The 13,634-nt window shown below is 66.7% G+C and carries 11 protein-coding genes; 7 read left to right on the forward strand and 4 right to left on the reverse strand.

Annotated features, from left to right (window positions below):
• Window positions 1-55 precede the first annotated feature (55 nt).
• Genes opgC through CX676_RS03950 form a run of 3 tightly spaced genes read right to left on the reverse strand, consistent with a single transcriptional unit; the run spans window position 56 to window position 4,802 of the window.
• Window positions 56-1,183 carry an OpgC domain-containing protein gene (gene opgC, locus CX676_RS03940; RefSeq protein WP_101751460.1) on the reverse strand — a complete coding sequence of 376 codons (1,128 nt, stop codon included), beginning with the start codon at window positions 1,181-1,183 and terminating at the stop codon, window positions 56-58.
• Entirely contained in the window at window positions 1,180-3,264 is a 2,085-nt protein-coding gene (gene mdoH, locus CX676_RS03945; RefSeq protein WP_101751461.1) for a glucans biosynthesis glucosyltransferase MdoH, read from the reverse strand. Before mdoH ends, opgC begins: the two co-directional genes overlap by 4 nt.
• A 5-nt stretch (window positions 3,265-3,269) precedes the next feature.
• Window positions 3,270-4,802, reverse strand: a complete 1,533-nt coding sequence (locus CX676_RS03950; RefSeq protein WP_101751462.1) for a glucan biosynthesis protein — start codon at window positions 4,800-4,802, stop codon at window positions 3,270-3,272.
• 202 nt (window positions 4,803-5,004) lie between these two features.
• Here CX676_RS03950 and CX676_RS03955 point away from each other — a divergent pair, with 202 nt between their 5' ends.
• The 3 genes from CX676_RS03955 to CX676_RS03965 all read left to right on the forward strand — a co-directional run bounded on the left by CX676_RS03955 (window position 5,005) and on the right by CX676_RS03965 (window position 8,332).
• Complete coding sequence (locus tag CX676_RS03955) at window positions 5,005-5,610, forward strand: (d)CMP kinase (protein ID WP_101751463.1); 606 nt, start codon at window positions 5,005-5,007, stop codon at window positions 5,608-5,610.
• A 123-nt stretch (window positions 5,611-5,733) separates the two neighbouring features.
• Complete coding sequence (locus CX676_RS03960; protein WP_101751464.1) at window positions 5,734-7,035, forward strand: NCS2 family permease; 1,302 nt, start codon at window positions 5,734-5,736, stop codon at window positions 7,033-7,035.
• 136 nt (window positions 7,036-7,171) lie between these two features.
• A complete protein-coding gene (locus CX676_RS03965) occupies window positions 7,172-8,332 on the forward strand; it encodes an HPP family protein (RefSeq protein ID WP_101751465.1) in 1,161 nt (386 codons plus the stop codon).
• A 3-nt stretch (window positions 8,333-8,335) separates the two neighbouring features.
• Here the strand turns inward: CX676_RS03965 and bhcR are convergent, their stop codons facing one another.
• Window positions 8,336-9,145 carry an HTH-type transcriptional regulator BhcR gene (bhcR, locus tag CX676_RS03970; protein WP_101751466.1) on the reverse strand — a complete coding sequence of 270 codons (810 nt, stop codon included), beginning with the start codon at window positions 9,143-9,145 and terminating at the stop codon, window positions 8,336-8,338.
• A 186-nt stretch (window positions 9,146-9,331) separates the two neighbouring features.
• Here bhcR and bhcA point away from each other — a divergent pair, with 186 nt between their 5' ends.
• From bhcA to bhcD, 4 genes are read left to right on the forward strand one after another with little or no spacing between them, the layout of a single operon-like run.
• Window positions 9,332-10,522 (forward strand): L-aspartate--glyoxylate aminotransferase BhcA, encoded by a 1,191-nt coding sequence (bhcA, locus tag CX676_RS03975; RefSeq protein ID WP_101751467.1) that lies wholly within the window; start codon window positions 9,332-9,334, stop codon window positions 10,520-10,522.
• Window positions 10,522-11,484, forward strand: coding sequence for a beta-hydroxyaspartate dehydratase BhcB (gene bhcB, locus CX676_RS03980; protein ID WP_101751468.1), 963 nt, complete (start codon window positions 10,522-10,524; stop codon window positions 11,482-11,484). The genes bhcA and bhcB overlap by 1 nt, the downstream gene beginning before the upstream one ends.
• Window positions 11,485-11,495: 11 nt before the next feature.
• Window positions 11,496-12,659, forward strand: a complete 1,164-nt coding sequence (gene bhcC, locus CX676_RS03985) for a 3-hydroxy-D-aspartate aldolase BhcC (protein WP_101751469.1) — start codon at window positions 11,496-11,498, stop codon at window positions 12,657-12,659.
• Complete coding sequence (gene bhcD / locus CX676_RS03990; RefSeq protein WP_101751470.1) at window positions 12,659-13,621, forward strand: iminosuccinate reductase BhcD; 963 nt, start codon at window positions 12,659-12,661, stop codon at window positions 13,619-13,621. The genes bhcC and bhcD overlap by 1 nt, the downstream gene beginning before the upstream one ends.
• Window positions 13,622-13,634: the final 13 nt, after the last annotated feature.

Here is a 13,634-nt window from a genome sequence, read left to right on the forward strand (position 1 = left end):
ACGCGCGCCTTTTTCGCCCGCCGCCGGTCGGAAATTCGGGTTATTTCGCTTGGACTTAGCTGGCCCGGCTCCAGCGCGGCAGGTGCACGATCCAGGCCTCGCGCCGCATCCACAGCGCCGCGAGTGCCCAGAGCGCGAGGATGACGGCAGCATCGACGAGAATGCGCAATCGTGCCAGCGGCTCGGGGATCTGCAGTTGCAGCGCGTCGCCGAGGACCGACAGCCAGACGCAGGCGATGAAGGACCAGAGCCCGCCCCGCCCGATCAGCGCCAGCGCGCGCCCGCCCGTGGTATCCGCCAGCCGCCCCAGCGGCGCCGATAGCACCGTCGCGGCCAGCCAGCTGGCGGCGAGGATCGAGACGAACCGCGCCCCGTCCATCGACCATTTGTCGATCGGGCCAAGCGCCAGCTCCATCATCCCGCGCAGCGGTTTCGCCGGGGCGCCGAAATGCGCCAGCAGGTCATAGAGCAAGCCGTATGCCAGGATCACCGCGCTGATGGCCGTCAGCCAATTGGCGTAGGGGCGCAGTCGGGTCATCATCTCGTGGCGGAACAGGCCGATGGCGGTGCCGGCAAAGAACAGCACCTGCCAGCCGAAGGGGTTGAACAGGAATCCGCCATCCGGGCGATGGTTCGGCAGCGTCTGGTTCAGCGGCACCGCGACCACCCAAAGGAGCGCCGAGCCGAGCGCGAATTGCACCGGCCAGCGGCGCAGCAGCGGCAGGGTCAGCGGCACGGTGGCGATCAGCACGACGTAGAGCGCCAGCACATCCAGCAGGTTCGGCTGCATCCACATGCTGCCGACGGCAGCGGCGAAGGCGGCAGGGGCCTCGACCACCATCCGCGCATATTCGTTCCAGATGGCCGTGTGCTTGAGGCCGACCTCCAGCAGCACGGCCGAGATCAGCGCCATGCTGAGCGCCCCCAGCAGCATGGCCCGCCAGACTTGGAAAGACCGGCGCAGGAAGCGCCATTGCGCCGTCCGTACCCCATCGCGGTCCGAGACCTGTTTCCAGACCAGCCCGACGAGGAAGCCCGACAGCAGCACGAACAGCTCTGCCGCGTCGAACAGCGCGAAATTCGCCAGCGTCACGTCGCGCAGCATCGATACCGGCATGTGATCCAGCATGATGCAGACAAGCGCATAGCCGCGCAGCATGTCGAGCCAGTCGATCCGTTTCATTCCGCCAGGGCCGCCCATTGTTTCAACAGTACCGAAGAACTGACCAGCGCATCCAGTTCCCTCTCGGTGAGGAATTCCAGTGCCTGTCCGCGGGTTTCCGCCGCTGCGATCTTGGCGGCGGCGGAAATCTCGTCCAGCCGCTCGGCGGCGGGCCGTTCGGGCCGGGCCTCGGGCAGCAGCGCCAGGTGCCGCGCCATCAGGGCCGGCTCATCGCCAAGCCGGGCCAGCACATCGGTGCTGTCCGCCTTGATCCGCGCCGCCTGGAAATTGGCAGCCGACAGGATCACCGGGGTCGACAATTCCTCGGGCGTGCCCAGAAGCCCGCGCATCCGGGCGATGCGGCCAAAGACCGGGCTGGCCGACCAGCGGCTGATCGCGGGCGACAGGATCAGCCCGGCGAGGATCGGCGACAGCCAGATCAACTGGCCCGGCGACATCCAGGCAAGCACGACCAGCGTCACCAGCCCCAGTGCCACATGCAGCCAGTGCAGGCTCAGTACGACATTCCAGGGCGGCATCGCCCCGGCGCGGACCTGCGCCTCCCACCCGCTGTCGCGGCCACGGAAGATGTCGAAGATCTGCCGGGTCTGGATCAGCATCTGCACCGGCGCGATCAGCGAGGACAGCAGGATCTCGAACAGCGCCGACATGATCAGGCGTAGCGACCCGCCCGAGGCCTTGGCCAGCGGGCGCAGGCAGGCACGGATGATGGCGATCACTTTCGGCAGCAGCAGGAAGCCCATGGCGCTGATGAACAGCCACAGCATCCGCACCGGATCGAAGACCGGCCAGTCGGGGAACAGCGCATAGGAGTTCGGGAAATACTGCGGCTGCGAGAGCAGCACGTTGGCCGACAGCGCCAGACCGACAAGGATCATGCCCAGCCAGATCGGTGACATCAGGAAGCCCATGATGCCGATCAGGAAATGCGCCCGGCTGATCATCGACAGCCCGCGCGCGCCGATCACCTTCAGGTGCTGCAGGTTGCCCTGCGCCCAACGCCGCTCGCGCACGGCATTGTCCTGCAGCGTGGGTGGCGAGCCCTCGAAGCTTTGCCGCAGGTCATGGTCCAGCCGCACCTTCCAGCCCGCGCGCCGCATCAGCGCCGCCTCGACGAAGTCATGGCTGAGGATATGGCCGCCAAAGGGCGGGCGTCCAGGCAGTTCCGGCAACCCGCAGCTTTCGGCGAAGGCGCGGGTGCGGATCATCGCATTGTGACCCCAGAAATTGCCGTCATCGCCCGACCAGGCGGCAACGCCCCGGGCGATGGCCGGGCCATAGATGCGGCCGGCAAACTGGGTCAGCCGGGCAAAGATGGTCTGCCCGCCGACCAGCATCGGCATGGTCTGGATCAGCCCCAGATCGGGATCAGCCGCCATCCGCGCCGACATGGTGGCAATGGTCTCGGCACCCACCAGGCTGTCGGCATCCAGCACCACCATCTGGTCATAGCGGCCGCCCCAGTTGCGCACGAAATCGGCGACGTTACCGGCCTTGCGCCCGCTATTGTCGGCGCGGCGGCGATACCAGACCGGCACCGGCGACAGGTCGCGCAGCTTGCTGATCGCCAGCGTCTCGGCCAGGTGCGATTGCGGCCGGCGGCTGTCAGAGAGGACGAAGATCTCGGCCCGCTCGCCCAGTCCCACGCGGTAAAGGTCGCGCGCCAAGGCCACCAGAAGCCCCGCCGTGTCGGCCGGGTCCTCGTGATAGACCGGCATGACCACGGCGATGCGCGCGGTGTTCGGCCCGGTGGGCGTGGTCAGCGGCCGCGAGAAGGCACCGGCCAACATCGAGGCGAAGGAAAAGCCGATCCAGGTGAAGGTGACGGTGAACAGCGTCAGCAGGCAGGCCTGCAGCACGGTGACGTGATCGCCGAAGACCAGCCGCATCTGCAGCCCGCCGACAATCCCGATCAGCGCGCCGCCACCGAAGGCGACGATCCGCGCGGCCCCCACCTGCCAGCCGCCAAGGCGGCGCGGACCGGGGCCGCCCTCGGGCAGCCGGCGCAGGTCCTGCACCGGCATGTCGAGCGGCGCCAGCGGTGGAACCGGGGCCGGAACGGGCGAGGCGGTGTGGCGCATCCGCGTCAATCCCGCGTCCAGCGCATGATCCAGGCCTCGGACAGCGGACCGTCCGGGCCGTTCAGCCGCGCGGTAATGTCTGCCAGTTCGGCGCCATCGGGGAAGAAGTTGAACGCGAGCCGCAGCCTGTTCTCTTCGGGCAGGCGCAGCCAATAGGGGTTGCGCACGCTGCCCGCCGTGGCGGTCACTTCGGGCACCGGGTCGGCGGTGGTGAAGAGATCGAGCGAGAAATCGACGACATAGGTCCGCGCCTTCGGATCGTTGATGGCGATACCCGAGCGGGTGGCCAGAACCCGCGCCAGCGGCGCGTTGTCGGGCGGCAGCTCGGCAAAGACCAGGTCATAGGCGAAATCGTGGCGCTGGCCGGGCTGCAGGGGCTGCGCCGGCTGCCAGAAGCTGACGATATTGTCGTTGAACTCGTTCTCGACCGGGATCTCGACCAGGTTGACCGAACCCTCTCCCCAGCGGCCGCGCGGCTCGATCCAGGCCGAGGGGCGCAGGTCATAGCGGGCCTCGGCATCCTGGTATTCGGCAAAGGCACGCGAACGCTGGACCAGCCCGAAGCCGCGCGGATCGCGGTCCTGGAAGGCCGAGATCTGCAGCCGGCTATGGGCCGAGAGGACGCGCCAGATGCGCTGGTCGTCGCCGGTCAGCATCTGCAACCCGTCGCTGTCATGGACGGCGGGGCGGTAATCGTCGATCTGGGCGCGGTCAGCGGGGCCGAACCAGTACATCGAGGTCAGGGGCGCGATGCCGACCTGGGCGATCTCGACCCGCGGGAACAGCGCCGAGCGGGTGCGGAAAACGGTCTCGGCCCCCGGCTCGATGACGAACTCGTAAGCGCCCGAGACAGACTTGCTGTCGAGATGGGCATAGACGCGGACGCTGCGGTCATCCTCGGTCGGGCGGACGATCCAGAAGCTGCGGAAGATCGGAAATTCCTCGCCCTGCTGGCTGCCGGTGCCGATGGCGAGGCCACGCGCAGACAGCCCGTACTGGGTGCCGCGCGCAACGGCGCGGAAATAGCTGGCGCCCTGGAACACCGCCACCTCGTCCATCACGTCGGGGCGGTTCAGCGGCGTGCGCAGCCGGAAGCCCGACCAGCCCATATCGCCGATCTGGTCGAAATCGACACCATCGGGAAACATGTTCGAATCGAACTCGAACATGCGGGCGTCGAAGGGCAGGGGGCGGGCAACGCCATTTTCAACCACGTGGATGGCCACCGGCTCGTGGAAGATCAGCCCGGGCGGCAGAAGGTCCAGCGCGAATTCCGAATGCCCGGCCCAGGGATCGCGGTCCCGGCGAAAGCGGATGGCGCGGTACTGGTCATAGTTCAAATCGGCGAAACTGCCGGTCAGGGTCGAGGCCGGGGCCTCGTAGGCCTTGCCCGCGGCCTCCTCGGCCACGCGGACGACGGCCTCGAATCCGAAGCGCGGGGTTTCGGTCGCAGCCGGCGTCTGCGCCGATGCGGAACGGGTCATGGCCGCGAGGCCGGAAATGGCAGTCGCGGTGGTCAAGAAATCTCGGCGGTTCATTGGCTTCGCCCTGCGTGATCGCATTTTGCGCCGCTTATGCACCCACCATGTTTCAACGCAAGGGCCGAGCGATCAAATCTGCGCGGCTTTGCGCCGATCCGTGGCCCGGGAGACGCGGTTCTGGGGGCGCTGGACCTCGCGTTAACCGCGTGCCAATAAGACCCGACCCCCCTGATCGAACACGGACCAGAGCCATCCCGCCATGCCCTTTACCATCGCCATCGACGGACCCGCCGCCTCGGGCAAGGGCACCATCGCCCGCGCCCTGTCGCTGACCTTCGGGTTTCACCACCTGGATACCGGCCTTCTCTACCGCGCTACCGGCGCCAAGGGCGGCGATCCGGTGGCGGCGGCGCGGGGCCTAACGCCCGAGGACCTGGCCCGTGGCGACTTGCGCAGCGCCGAGGCCGGACAGGCCGCCAGCCGTGTCGCGGCGATTCCCGAGGTGCGGGCGGCGCTGGTTGTTTTCCAACGGGAATTTGCCCGTCGCGAGCCCGGCGCGGTGCTGGACGGGCGCGACATCGGCACGGTGATCTGCCCCGGGGCCGAGGTGAAGCTGTTCGTCACCGCCTCGGATATCGTGCGCGCCGGCCGGCGGGCTGCGGAACTTGGGGCTGATCCGGCCGAAATGCTGATCCAGCTGCGGGAACGCGATGCCCGCGACGCCTCGCGCGAGGCCGCGCCGATGCGGCCGGCCGAGGACGCGCTGCTACTCGATACCAGCGAGATGACCATCGAGGCGGCGGTAGCGAGTGCCGTTGCCGCGGTCCGGGTCGGTCTCGACCGCCGCGACGGGGCAGGGCAGTGACCCGCCGTCTTTCAACACGGCATTGAAAGTCTTCCGGGGCGGCACACGTTGTCGCCCGGACCCCGATCCCCCTATCCTGCCTGCCGGAGTGCGGCCCTTTCCGAGGCTGCGAGGGAGAGAAAAGTGGACAGATTCTTCAAGCTTGCCGAACATGGCACCACGGTCAGGACCGAGCTTATCGCCGGGTTCACCACATTCCTGACCATGGCCTATATCATCTTCGTCAACCCCGACATCCTGTCCTCGACCGGGATGGACCGGAACGCGGTCTTCGTCGCCACCTGCCTTGCCGCCGCCGTCGGCTCGCTGGTCATGGCGCTGTGGGCCAACTGGCCCATCGGCATGGCGCCGGGCATGGGGCTGAACGCCTTCTTCGCCTTCACCGTCGTCGGCGCCATGGGCTTTACCTGGCAGCAGGCGCTTGGCGCGGTGTTCATCTCGGGCCTGATCTTCCTGTTCCTTTCCGCCACCGGCATCCGGCGCTGGCTGATCGCGGGCATCCCGACCTCGATGCGCAGCGCCATCGCCGCCGGTATCGGCTTGTTCCTCGCCATCATCGCGATGAAATCCTCGGGCCTGATCGTGGCCAGCCCCGCCACCTTCGTCACCCTCGGCGATCTGACCGCCACCGGCACGCTTCTGACCATCGCCGGCTTCTTCATCATCGCGGCGCTGGACGCGCTGCAGGTGAAGGGCGCCATCCTGATCGGCATCCTGGTCATCACCGTGGCCTCGATCCTGCTGGGCGTCAGCGAGTTCGGCGGGCTGATGTCTGCCCCGCCCTCGATCGCTCCGACCTTCCTGCAACTTGACGTGATGGGCGCGCTGAGCTTCGGCATCTTCCACGTCGTGCTGGTCATGGTGCTGGTCGAGGTCTTCGACGCCACCGGCACGCTGATCGGCGTGGCCAAGCGTGCGGGCCTTTTGACCGAGGGGCCGGCGCATCAGAACAAGGGCCTCAGCCGGGCGCTGATGGCCGACTCGACCGCGATCCTTGCCGGTTCTCTCCTGGGCACCTCCTCGACCACCGCCTATGCCGAAAGCGCCTCGGGCGTGGCGGCGGGCGGGCGCACCGGTCTGACCGCGCTGGTCGTCGCCGGGCTGTTCCTGCTGGCGATGTTCTTTGCCCCGCTGGCCGGATCGGTGCCGGTCTATGCCACGGCCCCGGCGCTGCTTTACGTCGCCAGCCTGATGGTGCGCGAACTGACCGAGATCGACTTCAAGGACGTGACCGAAAGCGCCCCGGCGGTGCTGACCGCGATCGCCATGCCCTTCACCTATTCCATCGCCAATGGTCTGGCCTTCGGCTTCGTCAGCTATGCGGTGCTGAAGCTGCTGACCGGGCGGGTGCGTGACGTCCACGCGGCGACCTGGATCGTGGCGGGCCTCTTCGTCATCAAGTTCGCCTTCTTCCCCGAGGGCTGATCTCAGCCACAAGGGAAGCAGAGCGGCCGCCCGGACCTCCCCGGCGGCCGCTTTTTGCAATGTCAGCCTTGCAAGCGCGACGGCCCGCGTCGTAAGCCGCCTGCACGAAATTCGTGCAATCCGAGATCAGCCCCCGATGATCCAGCCTGTCAGATGGGCCCTGCGCGCCATTGGCCCCGCCATCCCGCCGGTGAACCCGGTCGAGGCCGCGCGCGCCGGTCTGGGTGCGCTGGTCGGCCTGGCGGTGGCCGGGCTGTTCCTTCTGTCACCGGCCACCGATTTCCAGCTTGGGCTTTACCTGATCGCCCCCTTCGGCGCGACCTCGGTGCTGGTCTTTGCCGTGCCGAGCAGTCCCTTGGCGCAGCCCTGGTCGGCGGTGGTGGGCAACACCGCCTCGGCCCTCGTGGCGGTGGCGGTCTGCGCGCTGGTCGCCGATCCGGCGCTGCGCGTGGCGCTCGCGGTCGGCCTCGCCATCACGGTGATGATCCTGTTGCGGGCGCTGCATCCGCCGGGCGGGGCTGTGGCGATGACGGCGGCGCTGAGCCCTGAAGCGATGGAGCGGCTGGGGTTCTGGTTCGCGCTGTCGCCAGTGGCGGCGGGGACGCTGCTTCTGGTGGTGGTCGCGGCGGTCTATGCCAGCCTGACCGGGCGGCGCTATCCCTTCCGGCAATTTGACGAGGTGAACCCGCATGGCACCCATGACCATAACCCGGTCGAGCGCCTGGGTCTCAGCGAGGCGGAACTGACCGATATCCTGACCCAATACCGCCAGTCGCTGAACCTCGGCGTCGAGGATCTGGCCCGGCTGATCGCCGCCGCCGAGATGCAGGCGGCCAGCCACCAGACCGGCCCGCTGACCGCCGGCGATATCATGTCGCGCGATCTGGTGACGGTCGGTCCCGAGGCGCGTCTGGGTCAGGTCGCCGACGAGTTCCGTCGCCACGGGTTCACCTCGCTGCCGGTGGTCGGGGCGGACAAGACCTTTCTGGGGGTGATCTTCCAGATCCACCTGATCCGCCGAGCCCGTCGCGATGCCTTCGGCCTGCAATCCGGGTTCCGCAGCGCGTTGGCGCGGCTCGTGCGGCGCGACACGCCGGTCGAGGCGCAGGACATCATGGCGGTGAATGGCCCCCATGCCACGCCCGAGATGCCGGTCGCGGCGCTGCTGCCGATGATGGCAGAGGGCAGCATCGATGCGGTGCCGGTGCTGGACGGGCGGCGCATCGTCGGCATCGTCACCCGCACCGACCTGATCGCCGCGCTGGCGCGGCAGAGCCTGCGCCAGCCGGCAAGCTGAGGCTCAGGGCCGCTCGCCCCCCAGGGCCTGCGACAGATCACCCGCCGCCGAGACCACCGCCGCGCCAAGCGTCTTGATGTGTTCGGCGCCGATCCGATGGGTCGGGCCGCTGACGCTGAGCCCGGCAATCGCCTCGCCGGTCAGATCAAAGACCGGGGCGGCGATGCAGCGCATTCCGCGCGTGCGCTCCTCGTCATCGACCGAGAAGCCGCGATGGCGGATGCGGGCCAGATCGGCATCCAGCGCCTCGGGCGTCACCAGCGTCTTGTCGGTAAAGCGCTTCAGCCCCGGCCCGTCCAGAAGCTCGCGCAGCGCCGCGTCGCGCCCAAAGGCCAAGAGCGCCTTGCCGATCCCCGAGGCATGCAGCGGCGAGCGGGTGCCGGGCGGGAAGAAGGCGCGGATCGTCTCATGCGTCTCGATCTGGCTCAGGAACAGCACGGAATCGCCGTTGAGGATGCCCAGATTGGCGGTCTCGCCGGTATGCTCCATCAGCGCGCGCAGGATCGGACGGGCGCGCTCGACAATCCCGGCGCGGCGCATGAAGGCGGTGCCAAGGCGGAAGGTCGCCGGGCCGATATGCCAGCTTTGCGTCGCAGCATCCTGTTCGGTCATGCCGCGCTGCGCCAGTGCATTGAGCATCCGGTGGACGGTCGAGGGCGCCTGATCGCTGCGCTCGGCGACCTCGCTCAGCGTCAGGCCATTGCTGGCGGCCAGCAAATCCAGGATGTCCAGCGCGCGATCCAGCGCCTGAACGGTGGCGGGGGATTCGGCGCCGCCCTTGGGGCGGCCGCGCTTGCGGGTCGGTTGTGCCATGTTCTTCCGGTCGTAAAGAGAGCTTCAAAATTATGGCGAAAATCGGCATTCACAAGCGGAAAAGCGGAAGCCGTTGTTATCGTGCGATGAATCGGCATATTTCCGCCAATCGGAAATATTTTTCAGAAAAATTGCGCCTCTGGGCAGCGCCGCGCTATTCTGCTTTCAACCTGAAGGAGGATCGTCATGAGCACCCAGAACCCCGTCTTCATTCCCGGCCCGACCAACATCCCCGAGGTGCTGCGCAAGGCCGTGGACATGCCGACGATCGACCACCGCAGCCCGGTCTTCGGCAAGATCCTGCATCCCGCGCTGGAAGGCGTGAAGAAGGTGCTGAAAACCGAGAAGGGCCAGATCTTCGTCTTCCCCTCGACCGGCACCGGTGGCTGGGAAACCGCGATCAGCAATACGCTCTCGCCCGGCGACAAGGTTCTGGCCACGCGCAACGGCATGTTCAGCCATCGCTGGATCGACATGTGCCAGCGGCACGGGCTCGACATGACCGTTGTCACCCAGGAATGGGGCGATGGCGTCCCGGCCGACAAGTTCGAAGAGATCCTGACTGCCGACAAGGGCCACGAGATCAAGGCGGTTCTGGCGACGCATAACGAGACCGCCACCGGCGTGCGTTCGGACATCGCCGCCGTGCGCCGCGCGCTGGATGCGGCCGGCCACCCGGCGCTGCTGTTGGTTGACGGTGTCAGTTCGATCGCCTGCTATGATTTCCGCATGGACGAATGGGGCGTCGATATCGCCGTCACCGGCAGCCAGAAGGGCTTCATGCTGCCGCCGGGTCTGGCGATCGTCGGCTTCTCGCCGAAGGCCATGGCCGCCGTCGAGACCGCGAAGCTGCCGCGCACCTTCTTTGACATCCGCGACATGGCCAAGGGCTATGCCGCCAACGGCTTCCCCTACACCCCCCCGGTCGGCCTTCTGAACGGGCTGAACGTCGCCTGCGAGATGCTGCTGGACGAAGGGTTGGAGAATGTCTTTGCCCGCCACAACCGCATCGCCGAGGGCGTGCGTCAGGCCGTCTTTGCCTGGGGCATGCAGCTTTGCGCCAAGCGGCCCGAGCTTTACTCGGACAGCGTCAGCGCCATCCGCGTGCCGGAAGGCTTCGATGCCAACAAGATCGTCAGCCATGCGCTGAACGCCTATGGCGTCGCCTTCGGCACCGGGCTTGGCGACGTCGCCGGCAAGGTCTTCCGCATCGGCCACCTGGGCAGCCTGACCGATGTCATGGCGCTGTCGGGCATCGCCACGGCGGAAATGGTCATGGCCGATCTGGGTCTGCCGGTGAAACTGGGCAGCGGCGTCGCCGCCGCACAGGAACATTACCGCCAGAGCGCGGCACAGGCACAGAAGGCTGCCGCGTGATGAAGGACGCCAAGATGTATATTCCCAGCTATGACGACATGCTGGCCGCGCATGAGCGGATCAAGCCGCATATCCGCCGCACGCCGGTCCGGGTGTCAGATTACCTGAACGGTCTCAGCGGCGCGCAGCTGTTCTTCAAATGCGAGAACTTCCAGGAGCCGGGGGCCTTCAAGGTCCGCGGTGCCTCGAACGCGGTCTTCGGTCTCGACGAGGCACAGGCGGCCAAGGGCGTGGCGACGCATTCCTCGGGCAACCATGCATCCTGCCTCAGCTATGCGGCGATGCTGCGCGGCATTCCCTGCAACGTGGTCATGCCCCGCACCGCACCGCAGGCCAAGAAGGACACCGTGCGCCGCTATGGTGGGGTCATCACCGAATGCGAACCCTCGACCACCTCGCGCGAGGAAACCTTCGCCAAGGTTCAGGCGGCGACCGGGGGCGATTTCGTCCATCCCTATAATGACCCGCGCGTGATCGCCGGGCAGGGCACCTGCGCGAAAGAACTGGTCGAGCAGGTTGACGGCCTCGACATGGTGGTCGCGCCCATCGGTGGCGGCGGCATGATTTCGGGCACCTGCCTGACGCTTGCCACGCTGGCACCCGAAACGCAGGTGATCGCCGCCGAGCCGGAAACCGCGGATGACGCCTATCGCAGCTTCAAGGCCGGTCACATCATCGCCGACGATGCCCCGAAAAGCATCGCCGATGGCCTCTTGGTGCCGCTGAAGGACCTGACCTGGCATTTCGTCTCGAACAACGTGTCCGAGATCTTCACCGCCTCAGAGACCGAGATCGTCGATGCGATGAAGTTGATCTGGAAGCATCTGCGCGTGGTGGCGGAACCCAGCAGTTCCGTGCCGCTGGCCTGCATCCTGAAAAACCCCGAATTCTTCGCCGGCAAGCGCGTCGGCATCATCATCACCGGCGGCAATGTCGATCTCGACAAGCTGCCCTGGATCTGAGGAGAGAGACGATGAACGCACCCGTGAATTTCGAGGGGCTGGAAGTCGGCTATGACGTGCCCGCGCTGCCGGGCATGGACGAGAAGGACATCCAGACGCCCTGTCTGATCCTCGACCTGGACGCGCTGGAACGCAACATCAAGAAGATGGGCGACTATGCCAAGGCGCATGGCATGCGCCACCGCAGCCACGGCAAGATGCACAAGTCCGTGGATGTGCAGAAGCTTCAGGAAAAGCTGGGCGGGGCCGTCGGCGTCTGCTGCCAGAAGGTCTCGGAAGCCGAGGTCTTCGCCCGTGGTGGGATCAAGGATATTCTGGTGTCGAACCAGGTCCGCGATGCGCAGAAGATCGACCGTCTGGCGCGTCTGCCGAAATTCGGGTCCAAGATCATCGTCTGCGTCGATGATCTGGCCAATGTCGCCGACCTGTCGGCGGCGGCGCAGAAGCACGGCACGGAACTTGGCGTCTTCGTCGAGATCGATTGTGGCGCCGGTCGCTGCGGCGTGAAGACCGCGCAGGCCGTCGTGGACATCGCGCAGGCCGTCGAAGCCGCAGAAAACCTGAAATTCGTCGGCATCCAGGCCTATCAGGGCGCGATGCAGCACATGGACAGCTATGCCGACCGCAAGGCCAAGCTGGATGCGGCCATCGCGCAGGTGGCCGAGGCCGTGGACGCGCTGAAGGCCGTCGGCATCACCCCGGAACTGGTCTCGGGTGGCGGCACCGGCAGCTATTATTTCGAAAGCGCCTCGGGCGTCTATAACGAGCTTCAGTGCGGCTCCTATGCCTTCATGGATGCCGATTACGGCCGCATCCTCGACGAGAACGGCCAGCGCATCGATCGGGGCGAATGGGAGAATGCGCTGTTCATCCTGACCTCGGTGATGAGCCATGCGAAGGCCGACAAGGCGATCTGCGATGCCGGTCTGAAGGCGCAGTCGGTCGATAGCGGGCTGCCGGTGATTTATGGCCGCGACGATGTGAAATACATCAAGTGCAGCGACGAGCATGGCGTGATCGAGGACACCAATGGCGTGTTGAAAGTGAACGACAAGCTGCGGCTGGTGCCGGGCCATTGCGACCCGACCTGCAACGTCCATGACTGGTATGTCGGCGTCCGCAACGGCAAGGTCGAAACGCTGTGGCCGGTCTCGGCGCGCGGGAAGGCCTATTGATGTGGGTCGTTCCTGAAAGCGAGATCGCCGGGCTGATGACGCCCGAAGCGGCCTTCGATGCGGTCGAGGCGGTCTTCGCCTCGATGGCGCGGGGCGAGGCCTATAACTTCCCCGTGGTGCGCGAGGCCATCGGCCATGAGGACGCGCTTTACGGCTTCAAGGGCGGGTTTGACCGGGCGGCGTTGAATCTCGGGCTGAAGGCCGGGGGTTACTGGCCGAACAACCAGAAACACGGGCTCATCAACCATCAGTCCACCGTTTTCCTGTTCGATGCCGATACTGGCAAGGTCGCGGCGGCGGTCGGGGGGAACCTGCTGACCGCGCTGCGCACCGCTGCCTCCAGCGCCATCTCGATCAAGCATCTGGCACCCGCAGGCGCGGAAGTGCTGGGCATGATCGGCGCCGGCCATCAGGCGCAGTTCCAGCTGCGTTCGGCGGCGGCCAGCGGCCGGTTCACCCGCGTCCTCGGCTGGAACCCGCATCCCGAGATGCTGGCGCGCCTTGGCGAGACGGCGGCGGAACTGGGCCTGCCCTTCGAGGCGGTCGAGCTGGACCGGTTGGGGGCTGAGGCGGACGTGATCATCTCGATCACCTCGGCCTTCTCGCCGCTGCTTCTGGACGTGCATGTGAAGGGCCCGACCCATATCGCCGCCATGGGCACCGACACCAAGGGCAAGCAGGAACTGGACCCGGCACTGGTCGCGCGGGCACGTCTGTTCACCGACGAGCTTGCCCAATCGCTGAGCATTGGTGAGTTTCAGCATGCCAGCGCGCAGAACCTGATTTCCGACAGCGATGTCACCGCGATAGGCCGGGTTATCACCGGCGATCACGAGGGGCGTGGCGAAGCGGAAATCACCATCTTCGACGGCACCGGCGTCGGCTTGCAGGACCTTGCGGTCGCTGCTGCCGTGGTCGAGTTGGCACGGCAACAGGGAAAGGCCCAAAAGGTCGATATCTGATATTATCCGAGTG

The sequence above is a fragment of the Paracoccus zhejiangensis genome (genome assembly GCF_002847445.1).
Lineage (GTDB): Bacteria > Pseudomonadota > Alphaproteobacteria > Rhodobacterales > Rhodobacteraceae > Paracoccus > Paracoccus zhejiangensis.